Annotated in this window: 17 protein-coding genes and 1 tRNA gene; 10 read left to right on the top strand and 8 right to left on the bottom strand. The window is 69.3% G+C overall.

Features of this window, described 5'->3' with window-relative positions:
* Positions 1-58 precede the first annotated feature (58 nt).
* A complete protein-coding gene (locus FSYMDG_RS07130) occupies positions 59-1,144 on the top strand; it encodes a helix-turn-helix domain-containing protein (protein WP_013872894.1) in 1,086 nt (361 codons plus the stop codon).
* Between the two features lie 186 nt (positions 1,145-1,330).
* On the opposite strand, the gene FSYMDG_RS07125 is transcribed toward FSYMDG_RS07130, so the two are convergent.
* On the bottom strand, positions 1,331-2,491 hold the full coding sequence (locus FSYMDG_RS07125; protein ID WP_013872892.1) for a helix-turn-helix transcriptional regulator: 1,161 nt from the start codon (positions 2,489-2,491) through the stop codon (positions 1,331-1,333).
* Between the two features lie 127 nt (positions 2,492-2,618).
* On the opposite strand from FSYMDG_RS07125, the gene FSYMDG_RS07120 reads away from it, so the two are divergent.
* From FSYMDG_RS07120 to modA, 3 genes are all read left to right on the top strand, one after another.
* Positions 2,619-3,083, top strand: coding sequence for a VOC family protein (locus FSYMDG_RS07120; protein ID WP_013872891.1), 465 nt, complete (start codon positions 2,619-2,621; stop codon positions 3,081-3,083).
* 179 nt (positions 3,084-3,262) lie between these two features.
* Entirely contained in the window at positions 3,263-5,128 is a 1,866-nt protein-coding gene (gene recQ, locus FSYMDG_RS07115; RefSeq protein ID WP_050803722.1) for a DNA helicase RecQ, read from the top strand.
* 986 nt (positions 5,129-6,114) lie between these two features.
* A complete protein-coding gene (gene modA, locus FSYMDG_RS07105; RefSeq protein ID WP_013872889.1) occupies positions 6,115-6,921 on the top strand; it encodes a molybdate ABC transporter substrate-binding protein in 807 nt (268 codons plus the stop codon).
* 245 nt (positions 6,922-7,166) lie between these two features.
* Here the strand turns inward: modA and FSYMDG_RS29140 are convergent, their stop codons facing one another.
* Positions 7,167-7,301, bottom strand: coding sequence for a hypothetical protein (locus FSYMDG_RS29140; RefSeq protein WP_013872888.1), 135 nt, complete (start codon positions 7,299-7,301; stop codon positions 7,167-7,169).
* Entirely contained in the window at positions 7,298-7,495 is a 198-nt protein-coding gene (locus tag FSYMDG_RS07100; RefSeq protein ID WP_013872887.1) for a hypothetical protein, read from the bottom strand. The genes FSYMDG_RS29140 and FSYMDG_RS07100 overlap by 4 nt, the downstream gene beginning before the upstream one ends.
* A gap of 905 nt (positions 7,496-8,400) precedes the next feature.
* Between FSYMDG_RS07100 and FSYMDG_RS07095 the strand changes: the two genes are divergently transcribed.
* Together FSYMDG_RS07095 and FSYMDG_RS07090 are read left to right on the top strand one after the other, a co-directional pair.
* Positions 8,401-8,634, top strand: coding sequence for a ferredoxin (locus tag FSYMDG_RS07095; RefSeq protein WP_013872886.1), 234 nt, complete (start codon positions 8,401-8,403; stop codon positions 8,632-8,634).
* A 513-nt stretch (positions 8,635-9,147) separates the two neighbouring features.
* A complete protein-coding gene (locus tag FSYMDG_RS07090) occupies positions 9,148-10,329 on the top strand; it encodes an aminotransferase class I/II-fold pyridoxal phosphate-dependent enzyme (RefSeq protein ID WP_237703018.1) in 1,182 nt (393 codons plus the stop codon).
* Between the two features lie 252 nt (positions 10,330-10,581).
* Here FSYMDG_RS07090 and aat read toward each other — a convergent pair whose 3' ends face one another.
* From aat to FSYMDG_RS07070, 4 genes are all read right to left on the bottom strand, one after another.
* The gene (gene aat / locus FSYMDG_RS07085; RefSeq protein WP_013872884.1) at positions 10,582-11,520 is read right to left on the bottom strand and encodes a leucyl/phenylalanyl-tRNA--protein transferase; all 939 of its coding nucleotides are present in this window, start codon (positions 11,518-11,520) and stop codon (positions 10,582-10,584) included.
* Positions 11,521-11,525: 5 nt separating this feature from the next.
* Positions 11,526-13,886: a putative bifunctional diguanylate cyclase/phosphodiesterase gene (locus FSYMDG_RS07080; RefSeq protein WP_013872883.1), complete on the bottom strand. Its 2,361-nt coding sequence runs from the start codon at positions 13,884-13,886 to the stop codon at positions 11,526-11,528.
* Positions 13,887-14,532: 646 nt separating this feature from the next.
* Positions 14,533-15,528: a pirin family protein gene (locus FSYMDG_RS07075; protein ID WP_013872882.1), complete on the bottom strand. Its 996-nt coding sequence runs from the start codon at positions 15,526-15,528 to the stop codon at positions 14,533-14,535.
* Between the two features lie 307 nt (positions 15,529-15,835).
* Complete coding sequence (locus FSYMDG_RS07070; RefSeq protein WP_043603167.1) at positions 15,836-16,939, bottom strand: diiron oxygenase; 1,104 nt, start codon at positions 16,937-16,939, stop codon at positions 15,836-15,838.
* Positions 16,940-17,705: 766 nt separating this feature from the next.
* On the opposite strand from FSYMDG_RS07070, the gene FSYMDG_RS07065 reads away from it, so the two are divergent.
* The 4 genes from FSYMDG_RS07065 to FSYMDG_RS07055 all read left to right on the top strand — a co-directional run bounded on the left by FSYMDG_RS07065 (position 17,706) and on the right by FSYMDG_RS07055 (position 20,373).
* Positions 17,706-18,872, top strand: coding sequence for a CoA transferase (locus tag FSYMDG_RS07065; RefSeq protein WP_202797682.1), 1,167 nt, complete (start codon positions 17,706-17,708; stop codon positions 18,870-18,872).
* Entirely contained in the window at positions 18,830-19,258 is a 429-nt protein-coding gene (locus FSYMDG_RS27370) for a hypothetical protein (protein ID WP_202797681.1), read from the top strand. Before FSYMDG_RS07065 ends, FSYMDG_RS27370 begins: the two co-directional genes overlap by 43 nt.
* A 60-nt stretch (positions 19,259-19,318) precedes the next feature.
* Positions 19,319-20,131: an oligoribonuclease gene (gene orn, locus FSYMDG_RS07060; protein ID WP_013872880.1), complete on the top strand. Its 813-nt coding sequence runs from the start codon at positions 19,319-19,321 to the stop codon at positions 20,129-20,131.
* A gap of 169 nt (positions 20,132-20,300) precedes the next feature.
* Positions 20,301-20,373: transfer RNA gene (locus FSYMDG_RS07055), tRNA-His, on the top strand.
* A 173-nt stretch (positions 20,374-20,546) separates the two neighbouring features.
* Here FSYMDG_RS07055 and FSYMDG_RS07050 read toward each other — a convergent pair.
* Positions 20,547-21,536, bottom strand: a complete 990-nt coding sequence (locus tag FSYMDG_RS07050; RefSeq protein WP_013872879.1) for a 2-hydroxyacid dehydrogenase — start codon at positions 21,534-21,536, stop codon at positions 20,547-20,549.
* Positions 21,537-21,598: the final 62 nt, after the last annotated feature.

Below are 21,598 nucleotides of genomic sequence, written 5' to 3'. Positions count from 1 at the left end.
GCCCCGTCAACGACAACAGGCGTTGGGATTTTCCCAATCGATCAGGTAATCTGGCTGCATGAACGGCATCGGGGACCGGGTGTTGGAGCACATCCGGCGGGTCCGCCACACCACCCCACAGCGGGACATCGCCGAAGAGATCGGGATGACGCCTGACGCGTTCTCACGCGCTGTGAACGGCAAGCGGGCTTTCTCCTCGATCGAGCTGGCGCGCCTGGCCGACCTCCTGGACGCGGACATCCACTGGCTGATCACCGGACAGCCCGACCCGAACCGGCTCGTTGTCGCGGCCCGGCACCGTTACGATCACGAAACCGGCCACCGGGATGTGCCCGGACGCGACGCCGACGACCGGGTGCTGCGCGACATCGCGTTGGCCTGCCGGCAGGCCGGCCTGCGGCGGCACGCACCAGCGCTCCCGGGCACTCCGGAGGGGGCCAGAGCCGCGCTGGGCGAGGATTTCGTGCGGCCGTTCGCGGAACGGCTGGAAAGCCGGCTCGGCATCGACGTCGTCCGGGTTGCGGACCTGTCCACCGCATATTCGTTCACCCTCGGCGGGCATCGGGTGATCGCGGTTCCGGCGGCGGGCAACTGGTTCCGGGAGAACTGGTCGATGGCCCACGAACTGGGCCACCTCGCCCAGGGCCACCACGACCAGGAGCTCTCCAGGACGGAGTGGGACCAGCGCGAGGCGGCCGCAAACGCTTTCGCCGCCGGCCTTCTGCTCCCCCGCGACTCACTGGCCGCGGTCGACTGGAACCGTCTCGATGCCGCCGGACTGGCCGATCTCGTCTGGCGGTGGGGCGTGTCCACCGACGCCCTGGCTCGCCGGCTGAACGCGCTGAACGGCCAACTGCCCCCGGTGGTGAGCGAGTGGGCCGAACAACCGACCCAGCGCCTGTTGCGCCGTCACTGGGTGGCCGAATCGGGCATCGATGAGATCATCCTGCGCATGGATGCCGCCGCCCAGCGCCGATTCCCCCTCACCCTCCAGGAGGCGCATCTCGCCGGAATCGAGTCCGGCGCCCTCGGCAAGAACACGCTTGCCTGGATGCTCGGCATCGACCCGGACGCACTCGACGTCGACGTGCCATCAGTACCCGAAACAGACGTTGGCGACCTCGCCGGGGCGCTGGGTCTGTAGACCGTGGCCGTTCTCCTGTTCCCCGACAACACAGTCCTGATCAACTTCGCGATTCTCAATCGCATGGATCTGCTGGGACGGCTGGCGAACGGCAACGGCCGCTGGTGTGCCACCGTCGCGGCGGAATGCGACGCCTCGGCCCAACAGCCCGGTCTCGCCGCTTTGCGTTCAGGTTGTCCTGTGTGGTTACGAATTGTATAGGACGGCGAGTGCTTCCGCGGCGTAGGTCATTGCTTCTCGTAGTTCTGGGGGGTCGAGTACTTCCAGGTCGGGGCCGAGGACGAGCAGTTCACCCCGGGCGTGTCTGATCGACTCGATCGGCAGTTCCGCGCGCACCCAGCCGTCCGGCTCCGGGATACCCGCGGTCTCCTGGATCGCCCGCACCACGGCCGGGGGAAGCCGGAACGGAGCCATTGTCATGCCGGTCGGTGACAGCCGCACGGTCGCCCGTCCCCGGTAGACCTCGGATTCGTAGCGTGCCGTCCAGCCGGCCCAGTAGGCGGCGAGGTCGAAATGGGCCGGGCGTTCGAACGTCTCGGTGCTCACCTCCAGATTCAGGATCTTCGCGACCCGGTACACCCGCAACGAGGTTGCCGGCGCGCTGTCCGTCCCGGGCCCGGGTGAGGTTCCATCCGGCCCACGGCCCGTCCGTCGCTGGCCCGGCGGTCCCCCGGGTTTCGCCGGTTCGTCCGTTGCGGCCTCCTGCCCGGTCCGCGCGGACGGTCCCGGCTGAGTGACCGGTTCAGCCGGTTCGTCCGTTGCGGTCTCGTCCGTTGCGGCGGCGCCCGCGACCAGGTACCAGGTGCCGCTCTTGAGGACCACGCCGAGCGGTTCGAGATGGCGGGTGACCTCGCGCGGAGCCCGCCAGCGCTGGTAGGTGACCCGGATGCGGCGCTGCTCCCACACCGCGTCGGCCACCTCGGCGAGCAGCGGGGTGGCCTCGGCGGCCCGGAACCATCCGGGGGCGTCGAGGTGGAAGCGTTCCCGCGCCCGGACGGCGCGTTCGCGTGTCCGCTCGGGCAGCGCCGCCAGCAGCTTCCGTTCCACCGCCGCGAGTACCGTGCCGAGCCCCAGCTCGGCGGCGGCGTCCGGCATGCCGGCGAGGAACAGCGAGTCGGCCTCGTCCGAAGTGAGCCCGGTCAGCCGGGTGCGGTAGCCGGCGAGGAGTTGGTAGCCACCGGTGGCACCGCGCTCCGCCACCACCGGAACGCCGGCCTCCGCGAGAGAGTCCAGATCACGGTAGACGGTCCGGACCGACACCTCGAGTTCGTCAGCGATCTCGCGTGCCGTCAGCCGGCCACGGGTCTGTAGGAGCAGGAGTACGGAGAGGAGCCGGCTGGCACGCACACCCGATTCTCCCTCGGTGATACCTGACAGGAGGCGTCAGGTATCACCAGCGAGGATAGGCGCCGGACCGGCGGACAGGGCCGGCGGACAGGACCGATGGGCAACCGCGAAGGAGAAGGAGACGGCCATGCCGGAGACCGCAACAACGGCTGAAGGCACCAGCACGACCGGAAACACGAGTACGGGCACAGCCGCGGCCGGTTCGCCGGCACCGGCCGCGACGGCGGCCTGGGCCGGGCTGATGCTGGACTGTCCGGACGCGAAACAGCTCGCGACCTTCTACGGCGAACTGACCGGCTGGGGTGTCGCCGGCGCCGACGACAAGGGGGCCTGGGCCTACCTCACCCCACCGGGAACCGAGATCATGATTGGCTTCCAGCGGGTCGCGGACTACCAGCCGCCGCGCTGGCCAGCGCAGGACGTGCCGCAACAGTTCCATCTGGACTTCCGGGTGACGGACCTGGACACCTCGATCGCCCTGGCTGAAGGGCTCGGCGCGACGCAGGCGGAGTTCCAGCCCGGCGGGGAGCGCTGGCGGGTGCTCCTCGACCCGGCGGGCCACCCGTTCTGCCTCTGCCCACCGGCCGGCTGACCAGGTTCCACCTGCTTCCAGCCGCTTCCGGCCGCGAGGGAGTCACCGTCCACAGAGGTCACATGCGAAGGTGCCGACTGTCCACAGGTACGGACCATCTGACGCGACGGGCTGGTAGTCGCCCATAGAGTGGCCGGGTGACCTCCCCTCTGGTCGACAGCCCGGCCGACGCCCCGCCGCTGGCCGACAGCGATGTCCCGCTGGCTGACGGCGCGAGCGACGCCGCGCGGGTGCTGCGCCGTGTCTTCGGGTATGAGTCGTTCCGGGACGGCCAGCAGGAGATCATCGATCATGTCGTCAGCGGTGGCGACGCGCTCGTACTGATGCCGACCGGTGGCGGCAAGTCGCTGTGCTACCAGATCCCCGCCCTGGTACGGCCGGGCACCGGCGTCGTGGTGTCACCGCTGATCGCGCTGATGCAGGACCAGGTCGACGCGTTGCGGGCGCTCGGCGTGCGGGCGGGGTTCCTCAACTCCACCCAGGAGTTCGACGAGCGCCGCGAGGTGGAGTCCGCCTTCCTCGCCGGTGAGCTCGACCTGCTCTACCTGGCACCGGAGCGGCTGCGCGTCGAAGCGACGGTCACCCTGCTCGACAGGGGCATGATCGCGCTGTTCGCGATCGACGAGGCGCACTGCGTCGCGCAGTGGGGGCACGACTTCCGGCCCGACTACCTCCTGCTGTCCGAGTTACGCGAGCGCTGGCCGGACGTGCCGACGGTCGCGCTGACCGCCACCGCGACCCCGGCGACGCACGCCGAAATCACCTCCCGGCTCGGTCTGGAGGACGCCCGCCACTTCGTGGCCGACTTCGACCGCCCGAACATCCAGTACCGCATCGTGCCGAAGAAGGACCCGAAGGCGCAGCTGCTGACGCTGCTGCGCGCCGAGCACACCGGGGACGCGGGCATCGTCTACTGCCTGTCACGATCGTCCGTCGAGAAGATCGCCGAATTCCTGGTGGCGAACGGCGTCGCGGCGCTGCCGTACCACGCCGGGCTCGACGCGCGCGCCAGAGCCGAGCACCAGGCCCGCTTCCTGCGGGAGGACGGCATCGTCATGGTCGCGACCATCGCCTTCGGCATGGGCATCGACAAACCGGACGTACGCTTCGTCGCCCATCTCGACCTGCCCAAATCCGTCGAGGGGTACTACCAGGAAACCGGGCGCGCCGGGCGGGACGGGCTGCCCTCGACCGCGTGGCTGGCCTACGGTCTCCAGGACGTCGTCCAGTTGCGCAAGCTCATCGACGCGTCCGCGGGTGACCTCACGCACCGTCGGCGACTGAGTACCCACCTCGACGCCATGCTCGCGCTGTGCGAGACGGTCGAGTGCCGCCGCACCGGGCTGCTCGCCTACTTCGGGCAGCAGCGCACCGCCCCGTGCGGCAACTGCGACACCTGCCTGACACCCCCGCAGACGTGGGATGGCACGATCGCCGCCCAGAAGCTGCTGTCGGCCGTGCTCCGGCTGCAGCGGGAGCGCCGCCAGAAGTTCGGCGCGGGCCACCTCGTCGACATCCTGCTCGGCAGGAAGACGGCCAAGGTGATCCAGCACGATCACGACACGCTGAAGGTCTTCGGTGTCGGCACCGAGCTCGGTGAGCCCGAGTGGCGCGGTGTGGTGCGGCAACTGCTGGTCCAGGGGCTGCTGGCGGTCGAGGGCGAGCACGGCACCCTCGTACTCACCGGCGCGAGCGCCGACGTGCTGCGCGGGCAGCGCACGGTCCTGATGCGGCGCGAGCCGGAGCCCGCCGCCAAGGCCGCGTCCACGGGCGCAGCCGCGTCCAAGGGCGCGAAGTCCCGCCGCGTCGCCGTGGCCGAGCTGTCGGAAGACGCGATGCCGGTGTTCGAGCGGCTCCGCACCTGGCGCGCGGCCGCCGCGAAGGAACAGGGCGTCCCGGCCTATGTGATCTTCCATGACGCCACCCTGCGCGAGATCGCGTCACGCCCGCCGGCCACGTTGGCCGAACTGTCCACCATCAGCGGCGTCGGCGAGCACAAACTCGCCAGGTACGGGCAACAGATCCTCGACGCCCTCGCCGAGTGAACAGCCCCCGTTCACCCCTGCCCCACCCGGGACGGCCGTCGGTATGACCGCTGCGTGGCGTTCCCGCCGCGTGCTCCAACGGCCATGCCGGTCAGGGCGACGGCCACTCCAACTGACACCAATGATCGCAGTTCTGTACATAGCGTGACTACCTGGGGCTCGAGAACCTGCTTCCGCGTCCGGGGATGGCGGATGCGGAACGTGGAGTGACTGGGCTGTCGGTTGAGCTCCTGCCGTGAAATCCGGCCGGCGGAATCGCCGTCCGGGTCACATGGCCGCGAATTTCTGTCGGGTTTCCCAGCGATGTCCAGATGATTGTCGGCCGCCGCCATGCCCGTCTTTTCCCGTAACAGGCGGACCCTGCCGCGGCGTCCGAAATACATGATCACGCGTTCTCTGTACCCCCGCGCCTGCCGAGAGCGCATCCACATCGCGAATCAGGCGAGATAGGGGAAGACAAACCGTGGATGCGCTCGATAAGGTGCCTGGGTGTCGAATCTACGGATCTCGGATGAAGCTGGCCGGCCGGTGGCACTGACGGCATCGGCTGGTAGTGAACGAACGCCGGCGGGCTGTCGCCGCCTCGGGACGCGAGCCACCGGCATGACGTCGGCGGCTCGTCGTTCCGTCCCATGCCGGCGAGGAGGGCACGGCGGCGGCTCACGGACCTCCTTCTCCACAACCGCGGACGCGGTGGCAACGGGCAGGTCTGCCCGCAGCCGCTCGTCATAGTCATGATCTGTGCTGGCCACGACGGCGCCGCCGGCACGGACGAGGAGCTGGACCGGGCCCGCACCAGCTCGCCTCGCGGTCGGCCGTGGAACCAGGCCCGGTCCCGGTTCCACGATTCTGCCCCAGCCACGGTCACCACGATTTCGGCGCAGTCCACCGACGTGGTGACGGATTTTTCTCAGCAACGTCGCTGAACCGTTGTCCGGTCGGAGTCACGGCTCCGTCGGATATCTCGACGATAGTAAGGGGGACGCGTGAGAACACGTTCGAAACTCTGGGCGCTGTGCGCACTGCTGTGCGCGCTCCTGGTGGGCTGTGGCTCGGACACGGACAACACCGGTCCGATGACTCCGTCCGGCGCGGCGACGGCAACACCGTCTGTGACCGGGACAGTGACGGTGTTCGCCGCCGCGTCGTTGACCGAATCGTTCACCGAGCTCGGCAAGCAGTTCGAGGCGGCGCATCCCGGGGTGACCGTGAAGTTCAACTTCGCCGCGAGCTCGGCCCTGGCCACCCAGATCAACCAGGGGGCGCCGGCGGACGTCTTCGCCTCGGCCAGCACCACGAACATGACCACGGTCGTCGACGCCGGCAACGCCGCCGACCCGAAGACGTTCGCGCAGAACAAGATGGCGATCGTTACTCCGCCGGACAATCCCGCGAACATCGCCTCCGTGGCCGACCTGGCGAGGCCCGGTGTGAAGGTCGCGCTCTGCCAGGTCCAGGTCCCGTGCGGCGCGGTCGCGGCGAAGGTCTTCTCGAACGCGGGTGTCACGGTCACGCCGAAGACCTACGGCGCCGACGTGAAGGGTGTGCTGACCACCGTCGAGCTCGGTGAGGTCGACGGTGGCGTGGTGTACGTCACCGACGCCCAGGCCGCCGGGGCGAAGGTGAAGGGTATCGAGATCCCCAAGGAACAGAACGCCTCCACGTCCTACCCGATCGCGGTTCTGACCAAGGCGCCGAACTCGAGCGCCGGGCAGGCGTTCACGGAGTTCGTCCTGTCGTCGACCGGCCAGGAGGTACTTGCCAAGGCCGGCTTCGCCTCCCCCTCCTCATAAAGGCTCCCTCCCCCGTAGTCGGCGTCTGCCTTCCTGCACGAGCCCCTTCAAGGGGTGCCTCCGGTTCCCCGTGGGCCGGAGACACCCCCTGAAGACTCCACCGGGGACGTCTGCGCTGCATGCCTGACACATCCGTAGTGCGCTGCCCGCCGGACGGCGGTGGCCCCCGGCTACGTTCGGTGTCGCCGGCGCGGCCGAGGGCCATGTGAGATGGACGACCGGCCTGCTTCAGATGACAGGACCTGTCAGCTATTGACCTTGACGAGCTTCATGGAGACGACGCCGAAGACGTAACGGCCACCGCGCAGATCACCCAGAGACGCCACCCGCAGGCCCTCGCCGCCCAGGAGATCCAGGGGCTCGGCCGGGCCTCGGATCATGATGTCAGCGCTCCCCCGCCGCCGCACCATGCGCAGTCGGTGACCTCGGCGCCGTCGAAGTGGCCGTCCCGGTCGCGTTCGAGCCGTGGGACCTCCTTACGGCCGGTGCCCCGGCAGTGGGGGCAGGTCCGCACCCCCCGGTTCTCCCGCTCGGCCTCTTCCCGCCTGGCCGTGTCGCGTTTGTCCCGTGCCATGTCACCTCCGTATCCACCGACTCCGCCGATGTGGCGGAATCAGCGACAGAGATGCTACGGACGGGACATGCCCGAGAACTCCGTACGGGCACCGACACACCGTTGTCCGTGACGTGGTCTTCGGTACCGGGCTCCCACATCGCGGGCGGCCCGACACCGATTCGCCACACGATGTCGACCCGTCACGTCGACTTGTCGCGCCAACTCGTCACATCAGTTCATCACGCGGATTCATCATGTCGGCTCGTCCGTGCGCCGCCCAGTCCAGGCCACGGTGGCCCGCAAGGAGTCTGCCATGAGGATTCCAGGCTGTCGCCGCCCGTCATATGTCCTTTTTCGCCGAGACATCCGCCCGTTCTTCGCCAGGCGTTCGACACGGTGGGTATGGTGCATCCTGGCGAGTGACCTGTCGATTCGCATACATATCGTGTTTCCAACCGGTAAAAGCAGGATGACCCGGTCGTTCCCGGCGATGGGTGGCGGACGGCCGGTAACGACTCCCGTCCGGCCCGGAAAACCCGTGACAGCGGCACCATCGGGCCCACACCGACGGGCACCGGAACTCCGCGGGCACCTCCGACACCGGCAGCGGCTACCGGATCAGCCCCGCGAGCTGCGGCTTCAGCCAGCAGACAACCGTCCGCATCATAATGGTTACATATTTTCCGTCTCCCGGAAACGGGCCGTTCCAATGTTTCACAGGTCCGCCGCGAGCGGCTCCCGAAGGCCGGGTACTCCGGCCCGGGACTCTCCGGCCACAATACCCGGGCATGCTTTTTCGCCGGCCCCACCCGGCGACCGGCAGCGGCCGGCAGCCGGTGGCTGCCGGCGATAGAATCTGCTGAGCAGCCACCGCGAACGCGCCACAACTAATGCACGGCGCCACAACGAATGTGAGGTGTGACGTGGCGAGCGAGAAGCGCCGACTTCCCATGAACGCCGAGGGACCTTTCTTCGTCGATTCCGAGTGCACCGACTGCGAGAACTGTCGGGGGGTCGCACCGGACTTCTTCAGGCACGACGAGGAGCGCGAGGTCCACTACATCTGCCGGCAGCCGGCGAACGAGGACGAGGAGGAGATGCTGCTGCAGGCTCTCGAGTTCTGCCCGGCCGAGGCGATCGGGCGCGTGGCGGCCTGACGGGCCGGGACAGCACGCTCACAACCCCCTCTCCCGCCGGGTCGCCCCACCGGCTCGGCGGGTCCGGCGGGCCGGGTCCTGCCCGGCCCGCCGGACGGGGCGCCGACGGAACAACCGACGAACGAAGCGCCGATGAGCCGCCGGCCAACAAGCCATGACAAGCCGACGGCGGGAATCCAAACGGATTCACTCGATCTCGTTGAGTGATATTCCGGGCACAATTTCCGTCGTCCGCTACTAAAAGAGATCACCATCTACCGGCAGGTAGTCACTCGGCAAGCGGCTGACATATAGCCGACACAATGGCCGATTACAGCGCTCCGTAACGCTGCGATCATCGAAAATGCGGTTAGCGTGGACACCCTCGCCTGTTGAGGAGGGAAGTTGTCAAAGACCGCGCAGGATTTACCTTCGCTCCACGCTTCTCCTGAGCGCCAGGAAGCCCACCGTTGGCTACCAGCCCGGCCACTCGGTCCGATGTCAGAGATGGCACGGCTACGGAAAACACATCCGATGATGGAGGCGATTGTCGACGAGGTGGACGGTCGCCAGATGCGGGTCGGCGACCACTGGCTGACCGACTTCGCGTCCTGCAACTACCTCGGCTTCGACCTCGAGCCAGAGATCATCGCGGCAGTGCCGGAGTACCTGGCCAGGTGGGGCACGCATCCAAGCTGGTCACGGATGATCGCGACCCCACGGCTGTTCATCGAGATCGAGCAGGAGCTCACCGACCTGCTCGGCGCCGAGGACAGCCTGGCGCTTCCCACGATCACGCACATCCATCTGTCGGTCATCCCAGCCCTCGCCGGGCAGGGAACAATCTTCCTCGACCGCAACGCGCACCGCTCCATCCACGACGGCTGCCTCATGGCCCGGGCCTGGGGCGCGACCGTGCAGCGCTTCGACGACAACAACCCCGCCGAGCTCGAGGAGATGCTGCGGGCCTGCCGCAGCCACCCTCGGCTGGTGTGCGTCGACGGGCTGAACAGCATGACCGGCAACATCCCGCCGGTGGCGGAACTGGCCCGGGTGACCCGCGCGAACGACGCGCTCCTCTACATCGACGACGCACACGGTTTCGGCGTCATCGGCGAGCGCCGACCCGACGAACTGAGCCCCTACGGCAGCCGGGGCAACAGCCTCATCCGCCATGTCGGCGAGAGCTACGACGGGATCATCCTGGTCGCGGGCTTCTCCAAGGCCTACTCGTCCCTGCTGGCCTTCCTCGCCTGCCCGACCGAGGTGAAGAACCACCTCAAGGCGGCCACCTCCCCGCACACCTTCTCCGGGCCGTCCCCCGTGGCCTCGCTCGCGACCGTGCAGGCCGGATTCGCGCTCAACGCCCGGCGGGGCGACACGATCCGAGCGGACCTCCACCGCAAGACGGCCCGGATCCTCGACGGAATGGGGCAGCTCGGGCTGACCTCGCCAAACCGGTCGGGCAGCCCGATCATCGAGATACCGATCGGTGCCCCGGAACGCATCGACGCCATCGGCGACCATCTGTTCGACCGGGGGATCTACACCACCCTGGCGCCGTACCCAATGGTGCCGCGCGAGAAGGTGGGGTTCCGCATCCAGGTCACCGCGGCCAACACCGACGAGGAGATCAGCCACCTGCTCGAGGTGCTCGCCGAGGTCGCCGAGGTCGCCGACATGCTGTCGGACTCCACGCCCACCCGGGACGAGTAGCACCCGTACCCGCCGTAACACCATGACAGCCGCCCACCAGCAGGCTCGGGGGAAACGGCGGGGCGCAGGAAACCACACAGGGGAGCCCGACAGGGATCGGTGGGCAGCCGGTCAGGTCGTGCCGTGCCCGGCGCCCGGATGGCCGGGCACGGCCCCGGGTTCCCAGCCGGCGGACAGCGGCCCAGCGGCCGGGCCCGCTGCCGGCGCTGCCATGCCCCTGACCTGCCCGGATGCCCGCGGCACCTGTCGGGCCTACTCGGCCTGTCGGGCCTGCCCGGCCTGCTGGGCCTTTTGTACCTGCTGGGCCTTTTGCGCGTGCCGAGCCTTTCGCGCCTGTCGGGCCAGCTCGGCCAGGCGGGTGACCGGTAGGCGGCCGCGATCAAGCCGCACCTCGGCGTCCCGTGCCTGCCGCAGCACCGTGAGAAAGCGCACACGCGGGATCTCGACCGCTCCCATGGACTTCGCGTGCGCGGTGACGAACTGCACGTCGACGAGCCGGCCACCGACCGGCGCGAACCGCGCGTCGAAATCGACGAGCGCGACCTTGGACGCGTCGGTGCGCACGTGGAACATGGACTCGGCCATGAAGACGGCGCCGACGAGCACGCCGAACATCCCGCCGATGAGCTCGTCGTCCTGCCACACCTCGACGCTGTGCGCCCAGCCAAGCCGGTGCAGTTCCTGGTAGGCGCCGGCGAGCTCAGTGGTGATCCAGGTACGTCGGGTGCCCTGGCCGCAGTTGTGCACGACGTCGGCGAACGCCTGGTCGAGGGTGGTCGTCCAGTCGCACGCGCGCATCCGCTTGAACAGCGACTCGGGCACACGCACCCCACCGATGGGCAGCACACCGTGTGGATCCGGGCTCCACCAGGCGATGTCGGCCCGTCCTCGGGCGTCCCGCGACAGCTCCTGGGCGTCGCGCGACAGAACGGCTGGTCGGGTGCCGGTCGCTGCCGGGTCACGGGGGCCCGGGGCGTTCGCCGCCGCGGTCGGGCCGCCGGCCGGCTCGTCGAGCGGCCAGGGAAAGACCCCCCGCCGGTAGGCCCCGACCAGGGTCGCCGGGGAGAGATCACCGCCAAAGGCGAACGGCGCGTCACCGGGATCAGCCGGATCGACCTCCGCCACGGCGTCCCACAACGACCGGCCAGGATGCCGGGGCGTGCCGCCCGGATCTGTGCTGCCCGAACTCATGCTGGTCAGATCCACGGGCGGCCGGCGCGGGCAGGTTCGGCCCGGTCGGCCATCAGATCAGCCGCTGTCACCCGCTCTAATCGGGACGGCGGGCAGCCGCCCTCCCCGGAGGAGGAAGAATACGCGCGGCGGTTGCGATGCCACAGCAGCGGGGTCAGCTTGTCGGCGGGCTGGGGGGCGCCCAGGTAGAAGCCCTGGGCGAAGTCGCAGCCGTAGTCGGCCAGCCGCCCCATGGCCGTCTCGGTCTCGACCCCCTCGGCCACGATCCGCAGAGCCAGGGAGTGCGCGAGCCCCACCGTGGACTGCACGATGGCCGCTGAGAGCGGGTCGGAGTCGAGGTGGATGACGAACGACTTGTCCAGCTTGAGCACGTCCACCGGCAGTTCCCGCAGGTAGGCCAGGGACGAGTAGCCGGTGCCGTAGTCGTCGACGGCGATGCGGACGCCCATCTCCCGCAGGCTGCCGAGCACGGCCGCGGTCCGGATCCGGTCGAGCATCAGAGCGGTCTCGGTGATCTCCAGTTCGAGCGCCCTCGGTGGCACCCCCTTCGTCGTGAGGAGCTCCCCGACCTCGGCCGGGAATCCCTTGTCGAGCAGGTTGGGCGCGGAGAGGTTGACCGCGACGCCGATCTGGAGGCCGGCGTCCCACCACTGGCGGCACTGGTCGAGGGCCAGCCCGAGCACCTCGAGGGTCAGCGTGCGCATCAGCCCGGTGTGTTCGGCCATGGGCAGGAACTCGTTGGGCTGGAGCAGCCCCCTGGTGGGATGCTCCCAGCGCACCAGGGCCTCCACCGCGTGGCAGCTGCCCGTGCGCAGGTCGACCTTCATCTGGTAGTGCAGGCGCAGCTGGTCCTGACCGAGCCCGGCCCGCAGGGTCTCGATGACGTCGAGACGGTCGAGGATGTGCAGGTCAGCGCCGGGCCGGTAGTGCTCGATCCGGGTGCGGGCGGCCTTTGCCGCGTACATCGCGATGTCCGCCCGCTGCAACAGGACGTTCCCGGCCACCGCGTGATCGGGGTAGACCGCGACTCCGATGCTGGCGTCGACGTGGAAGCTCACCCCGTCGACATCGAACGGGCCGTCGAGAGCGGCCAGCACCCGCTCGGCGACGGTCCGTGCCGCGGTGGCGTCGGCATCCTGCAGGAGCACGGCGAACTCGTCGCCGCCGAGCCGGGCCAGCAGGTCTGTCGGGCGCAGCGCCGTCTCGATCCGGCGACCGACGAGTTTGAGCAGATCGTCGCCGACCTGGTGGCCGAGAGAGTCGTTGATCTCCTTGAAGCGGTCCAGGTCGAGCACGAGTAGCGTGAAGCGCGCGGCGCCGCCGCCGCGTGTCTCCTCCTCGTTGAGACGCTCGAAGAAGCCACGGCGGTTGGCGAACCCCGTCAGCTCGTCCGTGCGTGCCTGCATCTTGCTGTCCGCGAGCTGACGGACCTCGGTGAACGTGATGCCGGCACGGACGATGGCGGTCAGGACCGTCCCGGCGGCGAGCACGACGGTCAGCGGCGGCAGCCTGATGAAGGCCCCGAGCACCAGCAGCGTGAGCGCGCTGACGGCGAAGAAGACCGGGATGAACAGCACCTCCCAGCCGGCGACCCGTTCGGACATCTCCCGTGGGGTCCGTTGCCACGCGGCGTAGGCCGGCAGGACGAGTGCGAGCCCCCAGAGCGCCTCGACCGGACCGCCCGGAGCATAGGTGCCGCTCGCCATCGCGCCGGTGACGATCGTGTCGGCGACCGCGAAGCCGGCAAGGGAGACCCCCAACAGCCACCAGGCCTTCTCGGGGTGCCAGCCCCGCAGCCCGAACGCGCTGGCCACGAGCACGAGCAACATCAGGTCGGCGAGCGGATAGGCGATGTTCAGGCCGAGGACTGACAGCCCTACCGGGTTGTCCACGCCGATGACAGCGGCGGCAAGCCCGCTTGCCAACGCGGCCACGCCGAGGCCGCCTACCAGCGCGTCCAGCCACACGCTGGGATGAAACCGGATAACCCGCCCACGCAGCAGGAGGATCACGGAGACACAGGTGGCCACATAGAACACGAGCCAACCGATGTCCGCCGGCGACGGCGCACCGACATGCTTCATGATCTCGGTGAAGTAGATGCTGCCAGCGCCGTAGGACAGCAGACCGCTGCCGAGCACGGCCCAGGCGAGCCGCTCACCGCGGACCAGAATGGCACGCAACATACAAAAGCCACCGGCTGCGACGCTGAAGCTGTTGCCCAGCCATCTGTCGACCTGGTTGACGACGGACGACACATCACGTAGGCCGACGAGCGTCGTGACGGCAAAAAACACGGCCGCCATCAGCAGCACGACCCGCCCCGCACCGATCAACCGCAGCCGACGAGCGGTGTGAACTGACATCGTCAAGCGATCATCTCCCCATTATCGCGTCAGCGGGATACATTCTGACACCACGACACCTATTCATCCTGAACCACCCACCCGGTAACCCGGAGCCCGGGGCCGCGGCTCAGGGATGTCAGGGCCGCTGGCGGTACCGGCGAGGATCATTCCCGGGTTGCCGTCACCCCGCTGAGATGCGGCCGAACGGACCTGCCAGACCCACGATCCTGGTGGGCCAGGGGCGGCGTGACCATGCTCCCGCCACGCCCGGAACACCTGGATCACCAAAGGTGGGTCGCTTCCGCGCGGAACGCTCCCACACCGCTAGTTCAACACCGTCTCGCCGCGACGGCACGCCGAACCCTCCCGGCACCCAGCCAAAGACATCAAGAGGACGACGAAAAGTCAGGCAGGTAAACGCACATCGTATAAGCGACTACAACGGGCCGCAATCGACGTGAACCCGTCACGCTCCGTGCCGTCGAAGCGTGGCGGGTTCAAAGCGTGCACACCGGAACACGTATATGTATCGCCCCGGCATCTGCACCTGCATCTGCATCTGCATCTGTTTTTGCACCGTATACCGATCTCCGGCATTACCGAAAGAAGGCTCGATTCTCCGGTTGACTGCCGATAATCGATCAACTACGGATTTCGCATTTGGTCACCCCGATCGACGGGCGACCCGGTGCGGCATGAGGGCGTTCGGGGGAATGACACCGAGACGGCCCTCCTGGTAGTCGGCCACCGCCTGGCGCAGTTCCTCCTTGGTGTTCATCACGAACGGGCCGTACATCTCGACGTGCTCCCGGATCGGGCGCCCACCGAGCAGCAGCACCTCCAACCGGCCATCCGTCCCGGCCTGCTGGTCGTCGGCCGCGAGCGTCAGGTAGTCGCCGGGCCCGAACACCGCGAGTTGCCCGGTGCGGACCGGCCGACCCTCGTCACCGACCCGCCCCGAGCCGGCAAGGATGTAGGCCAGCGCGCTGAAACCCGGCTCCCAGGGGACTGTCACCCGCCCGCCCGGGAACAGAGTCGCGTGCATCATCGTGATCGGGGTGTGGGTGGCGCCCGGCCCACGGTGACCGGCCGCGTCACCGGCAAGACCGCCAGCGATGATCCGCAACAGCGCACCCCCGTCCGGCGACGCGAGCAGCACGACCTGGTCGCCTTCGATGCTCTGGTAGCGCGGCGGGCTGAACTTGTCCCGCGCCGGCAGGTTGACCCACAGCTGGATGCCGTGGAAGAGCCCGCCGCTGACGACAAGCTGCTCGGGCGGGGTCTCGATGTGCAGGATGCCGGCACCCGCGGTCATCCACTGGGTCGCCCCGTCCGTGATGACCCCGCCTCCACCGTTGGAGTCCTGGTGCTGGAACGTCCCATCGATCATGTATGTCACGGTCTCGAAGCCGCGGTGCGGATGCCACGGCGTGCCCTTGGGCTCACCGGGCGCGTAGTCGACCTCACCCGTCTGGTCCATGTGGACGAAGGGGTCAAGATCGGCAAGGCTGACCCCGGCGAACGCACGGCGGACGGGAAAGCCCTCACCCTCACGGCCCGACGGCGCGGTCGTGACCGACCGGACGGGCCGCTCCACCTGGCCAGGCAGAGGTACGGCCAAACGCGGCAGGGTGGTTGTGTCGGCGGTAACGGCAGGCATGCTGTCCCTCCCAGAGTTTCGTTGCTAATGCAACTACTGGAAGAGGATAACTCCGGATCGCCCGGATCGCTTCCCGAGAACCGCAACCTGCCACGCCGCCGACCATCACCGTAAGCGACCGCCTACTGTCATCTATGACAGACAGTGACTTTTCGTAGCCGTCTTTCCAGGATTGGATGACCGTACGACCGATCGACCAGCTATCCGCACGTCCGCGGTAACCAGCTGGTTGCGCAACCGGCCAGGCAGGCCAACCGGCTGGTCACGCACCCGGCCGGTCACGTGACCAGCTGGGCAGGCGCTCGGGTCAGAGCGCCGTGGCGATCGTCTCCGCCACCTGCTCCCGCCGTCTGGCGAACTCGGCCTCCTGCGCTCGCGTCCGGTCGAGGCCGTCTGCGATGTCGGCGTCCCGGCGCATCAGCTCGGCAAGATCGAGACCGGCCAGCTCGAGGACGCCCATCCGCTCGTAGGCGGTGCGGACCCTCTCCCCCCACAGGCCGATGTCCTTCACGCACGGCACTATCCGGCTGAACAGCAGCTTGCGGAAAGCCCGCATGTACTCGGAGGTCTCCACCGCGGCGAGGCAGGCGTCCATGTCGAAGCCGAGGTTCTCCCAGACCTCGGCGCCGCGCAGCCGGTCACGCATCAGCCAGCAGCTCTCGACGACGAACTCCTCGCGTTCGTCGAGCTCCCGACGGGACAACTGCGCATAGTAGTCACGCAGCGCCAGCCGTCCGAAGGCGACGTGCCGGGCCTCGTCCTGCATGATATAGGAAAGGATCTGTTTGGGCAGCGCCGCCGTGGCGGCGTCCCGCAGGACGCCGAAGGCGGCCAGCGCGAGGCCTTCGATGAGCACCTGCATGCCCAGGTACGGCATGTCCCACCGGCTGTCGCTCAGCGTCGTCTCCAGCAGCGAGCGCAGCTCGGGGTTGATCGGATACAGAAGGCCGATCTTCTCCCGCAGGAAGCGGGAGTAGATCTCCGCGTGCCGCGTCTCGTCGATCGTCTGGGTCGCGGCGTAGAACTTCGCGTCCATGTCCGGGACGGACTCGACGATCCGGGCACTACAGATCATCGCGCCCTGCTCGCCGTGCAGGAACTGGCTGAACTGCCAGGCCATCAGGTGCTGGCGCAGTTCGCCGCGCTCCCGCCGGCCGAGCTTGTCCCACAGCGGAAGCCCGTAGATCGGGACCGTCCGGTCGGACAGCCCCAGCGGGTGGTGCGGATCCACCTCCTGCGACCAGTCGATTCTGGTCGCGGCATCCCACTGCTTGTCCTTGCCCTGCTGGTAGAGGGCCAGCAGCCGGGCCCGGCCGTCGGCGTAGTCCCAGGAGAACCGGGCACTGCCGGCCATGGGGACGCTCCAGGTGCGATCGCCGGCCGACGCGTCGTAACGATCATGTGCGCTGATGGGCCAAACCTCCAGTCACCAGGCCCGGACCGGCCGGCCGGCCGGCAGCGCGATCCCGGTCATCCATACCGCTGGAGGCCGCTCGCGCGGGCCGGGCAGGCAGCCCCGGTGGGACGCCACGACAGACCGGCCACCCACTGCCGGGCCGGTCGTACCCGCCCACATCGTCCATGCCCACATCGTCACGATACCTGGCGGGTCACACCACCTGCTGGACAGCCACCGTGCCGCTGGACAGCCACCGTGCCGCTGGACAGCTGTCGCGTCGATGTCATATCAACAGATGCACAACATATTGACATTGAGTGACGACGTAGCCGGACTCCGCCCCACCCACCCCCTGCGGGGGCTCATCCCCTGGGGGGGTGATGGTGCTCGACACGCCGCCGGTAAAGTTAATGGTTTGTGACAACTGGCCCCGAAAGCCGACTGGACCGCTACCGTCGGGGCCGTGGACCGCATCTGCAGTCGACCGGATTTCCTGCGACAAGAGCGCCTGCGAGCGGCGGGGCGCCTCCGGAGCCGTCAACGTCCCCGTGACAGCCATCGCCACCGCCGGGTGGCGGTCCGGCCGCCGGGGCGTCCGGCCCGGCGCCGCTGAAACCGGACGGACCGCCCCTTCGCGGACCGGTACGGCAGCTCGGAGCGCTCACCAGCTCGGCGGCCCGCCGTACGCGATGTCGCGGAACACGATGTCGTGGAAGCCGTACGCGATGTCGCGGGAAGGGTGCAGATGTCGACGTCCGAGCCTGGAAACGGGCCATCGGTGAGTGACAAGTCACATTTCCGCCATGTTCGGGAGATGATCGCCGAAGCCGCACGAGCGCTCGGCGGCGAGTTCCCCGGCCAGGACGCGGTGACGATCATCGGCCCACCGCGGACCCTGCCGTCACGGCTACCGGTCAGCGCGCTCGCCCAGGCGAGCGTGGCCGTCGTCGGGCTCGCGGCCGGCGAACTCAGCGCCGCGCGCACGGGAGCGGGCCCGCAGCGCAGGGAACCGCTGACGATCGACAGTGGCGCGGTGGCCGCGGCCTTCACCAGCGAACGGCACCTGCGCCTCGACGGGCAGCCGCAGATCGGCATGGATCCGCTGTCGGCCTTCCTGCCGGCGGCGGACGGCTGGGTGCGGCTGCACGGCAACTACCCGCACCATCGCACCCGGCTGCGGGCGGCGCTCGGGATCGCCGACACCGTGACCGACCCGACGGCCGCCGTCAGAGCAGCCGTGGCCACCCTGCCCGCGACCGAGGTCGAGGACGGGGTGGTGGCGCACGGCGGCGTGGCCGCGGCCGTGCGGAACACCGCCGAGTGGCGACGGCACCCACAGGGCCGCGCCCTCGCCGAGCTGCCCCTGGCAGGTGTGCGCCGGCTGGACGACGAGCGCGCGCCCGGTGCGGGACACCCGACCCACGGGCACGGCCCGGTCCACGAACGCGGCCTGCCCGCCGCGGGGATCCGTGTCCTCGATCTGACCAGGGTCATCGCCGGCCCGATCGGCACCAGGATCCTCGCCTTTCTCGGCGCCGACGTTCTGCGGGTCGACAGCCCGCGGCTGCCCGAGATCCCCGCCCAGCACCTCGACACCGGCCCGGGCAAGCGATCGGCCTTTCTCGACCTCGAACGCCCAGCCGACCGGCGGGCGTTCGAGGAGCTGCTGGCATCCGCGGACGTCGTCGTGAGCGGGTACCGCCCCGGAGCGCTGGACCGGTTCGGGCTGTCACCGCGGGCGCTGCACGAGCGGCGCCCCGGGATCCGTCCCGGGATCGTGGTGGCGACGCTGAGCGCATGGGGACCGACCGGACCGTGGGCCGGGCGGCGCGGGTTCGACAGCATCGTCCAGGCCGCCACGGGCATAGCCACGACAGCGGCCGGCCAGGGGTGCGACCAGGGGTGCTGCCCGCCCAGGCGCTCGACCACGCCACCGGCTACGTGATGGCGGCGGCTGTCCTGCGTGCCCTCACGCTGCGCCACCGGGAATCCGGTTCCTGGCACGTCCAGCTGTCACTCGCCCAGACCGCCACCTGGCTGCTCGCCCGGCGCGCGAGAACCGAGGGGAAGGCCGTCGGAACCGTCGCCGGTGCTGCCACGGCTGGCGGCACGGCCGCGGCGGGTGCCTCCGCGGATGCCTCCGCGATCGACGTGACCTCGTGGCTGGACACGGTCGGCAGTCACGCCGGACGGCTGACCTACGTACTTCCGCCCCTGCGGGTGGACGGCGGCCCGCGCACCTGGTCCCATCCGCCGCTCCCGCTCGGTGCCTCACCCCCGGCCTGGCTGTGGTCACACAGCCTGCGATCACGGTGTGGCGGCGTCCCGTGACCGGCGAGGAGCGGGCCCGCGCGTGACGTTCCGGCCCGAAGACCCTATGGTCAACCAGATATGGATCGCCTCGTCTGGATCGACTGTGAGATGACCGGGCTCGACGCCGCCTCCGATCTCCTGTTGGAGGTCGCATGCCTGGTCACCGACAGCGAACTGAATATCCTTGGCGGCGGCGTGGACGTGGTCGTGTCCGCGCCGGAGACCGCACTGGCCGGGATGGATGCCGTAGTCCAGCAGATGCACGCCACCTCGGGGCTGACCGAAGCCGTACGGGCATCGACGCTGACCGTGGCCGACGCCGAACGACAGGTGCTCGACTACGTCCGCGATCAGATCCCGGACGCGGGCAAGGCCCCACTGTGCGGCAACTCGATCGCTACCGATCGCAACTTCCTCGCCCGGTACATGCCGGCGCTCGACAGCTACCTGCACTACCGAATGGTCGACGTGTCGACCGTGAAGGAACTCGCCCGACGCTGGTACCCGCGGGCCTACTATGCGGCACCGGCCAAGCGTGGTGGGCATCGCGCCCTGGCCGACATCCAGGAGAGCATCGACGAGCTGCGCTACTACCGAAAGGCGATCTTCGTACCGCAGCCGGGACCCACCAGCGAGTTCGCTCGGGCAACGGCGCAGGAGATCACCCGGGCGGCGGGCCGGGAGACCGGCACGGACGACGCGGGCGACGACGCGGGCAGCCCACCATCCGCGTCGGCGGGCGCCCCCCGGACGGGCACCACCTCGGCAGAGACCGCCCCCACCAGCCGCACCCCGGCGGATGCCGCGCAGACCCCACCGGCGGCCGTCCGGGCGCGGCCACCGTCCGGGCGCGCTCGCCATCCGCCGAACACGGCCACCATCCGAAAGTAGCAACCGTCCGATCACGCTCTCGACCCACCCGTGGCACCGCAAGGCGTTTCGCCAGAAGGACGATCGGACCGGTACTATGGGCCGGGCCTGAACAGTTGGCCGGCCGGTCACGGGTGTACGACCGCTGACGGCCGACGGTTCGGTTTCAGTGTGCGGTTTTCAGCACGTGGTGGGTGTAGCTCAGCTGGTAGAGCACCGGGTTGTGGTCCCGGGTGTCGCGGGTTCAAGTCCCGTCACTCACCCTCGGTTGGATCCTGTTCGGTGGCCTTCGGCCACCTTTCCAGGCTCCCGCGTCATGCTGGCCCAGGGGGGACCCCCTGGAACCCCCATGTCAGGGGGACTCCGTCCCCCCGACACCCCCTTGGCGGCTGGTCGAATGCCTGGCTGGCACCGAAATATCGATCATTGTGTTCAGTCATGACGCTGGGATGGCGATCTCGGAGGGTGCCGCCGGGGCCGCCGGGCCGGCGACGATCGCCCGGAGCGTGTCGCCCGCGGCAAACCGGGCGATCTGGTCCCGGAGAAACGCGGCGGCGCGGGGCTTGAACGCGCTGGTGTTGCCGCCGAGATGCGGGGTCAGCAGCACACCGGGCGCGGACCACAACGGGTGCGCGTCGGGCAACGGCTCCGGCTCGACGACGTCCAGAGCCGCCAGCAACCGCCCGTCGTGCAGCTCACGGAGCAGGGCGTCGGTGTCGACGACCGCTCCCCGGGCGACGTTGACCAGCAGCGAGCCGTCCGGCATCGCGGCGAGGAACCGGGCGTCGGCAAGGCCGCGGGTGCTCTCGTTGAGCGAGCAGGCCAGGACGGCCACGTCCTGCTCCGGGAGCAGGGCCGGTAGTTCGGTGACCGCGTGGATGTGACCGCGCCCGTCGTCCCGGGCCCGGCTCGCGACGCGGGTCAGCGACACCTCGAACGGTTCGAGCCGGGCGGCGATGGCCGTCCCGAGGCCGCCGGCGCCCACCACGAGCACCCGCCGGTCCGCCAGCGAGCGCAGGGTGCGCGGCTGCCAGCGTCCCCGCGCGGCGCCGCTCGCGCGGACCGCGGCCGGGATCCCCCGCAGCTGCGCCAGGACGAGCCCCACGGCCAGCTCGGACGTGGAAGCGTCGTGCACACCTGCCGCATGACACAAAGTGACCTTCGGGGACACGTTCGCGATGGCATCCTCATAACCCGCGGTAAGCGTCTGCACGACCCGCAGCCGGGGCAGGCTGTTGACCAGGGACCAGTCCGCCCGCCTCATGTACGGGGGGACGAGGAACTCGGTGTCCAGCACACCCGCCCGCCGCGGGTCGGAGTCGGCGTCCCACACCACGGCCCGCACGGCCGGGATCGGGCCGACCAGGTCGATCCAGCGCTTGTCCGGAAGGCTGACGACGACCGTGCCCGCTTCGGTTCCTGCCATGGACGAAGGCTAACCGGCCCGGAGCGTCACGATCACGCTCCTTGCGTCCCGGGCGCCGGGCC

The organism is Candidatus Protofrankia datiscae, assembly GCF_000177615.2.
Taxonomy (GTDB): domain Bacteria; phylum Actinomycetota; class Actinomycetes; order Frankiales; family Frankiaceae; genus Protofrankia; species Protofrankia coriariae.
Note: the sequence above shows the minus strand (reverse complement) of the source record. Positions and strands in the feature narration are given on the sequence as shown.

Coding starts and splice junctions, on each gene's coding strand:
- FSYMDG_RS07130 (WP_013872894.1), top strand. CDS start 59: ATGAACGGCATCGGGGACCGGGTGTTGGAGCACATCCGGCGGGTCCGC.
- FSYMDG_RS07100 (WP_013872887.1), bottom strand. CDS start 7,495: ATGGCACGGGACAAACGCGACACGGCCAGGCGGGAAGAGGCCGAGCGG.
- orn (WP_013872880.1), top strand. CDS start 19,319: ATGGATCGCCTCGTCTGGATCGACTGTGAGATGACCGGGCTCGACGCC.
- aat (WP_013872884.1), bottom strand. CDS start 11,520: ATGAGTTCGGGCAGCACAGATCCGGGCGGCACGCCCCGGCATCCTGGC.
- FSYMDG_RS07120 (WP_013872891.1), top strand. CDS start 2,619: ATGCCGGAGACCGCAACAACGGCTGAAGGCACCAGCACGACCGGAAAC.
- FSYMDG_RS07075 (WP_013872882.1), bottom strand. CDS start 15,528: ATGCCTGCCGTTACCGCCGACACAACCACCCTGCCGCGTTTGGCCGTA.
- FSYMDG_RS07090 (WP_237703018.1), top strand. CDS start 9,148: ATGATGGAGGCGATTGTCGACGAGGTGGACGGTCGCCAGATGCGGGTC.
- FSYMDG_RS07050 (WP_013872879.1), bottom strand. CDS start 21,536: ATGGCAGGAACCGAAGCGGGCACGGTCGTCGTCAGCCTTCCGGACAAG.
- FSYMDG_RS07080 (WP_013872883.1), bottom strand. CDS start 13,886: ATGTCAGTTCACACCGCTCGTCGGCTGCGGTTGATCGGTGCGGGGCGG.
- FSYMDG_RS29140 (WP_013872888.1), bottom strand. CDS start 7,301: ATGATCCGAGGCCCGGCCGAGCCCCTGGATCTCCTGGGCGGCGAGGGC.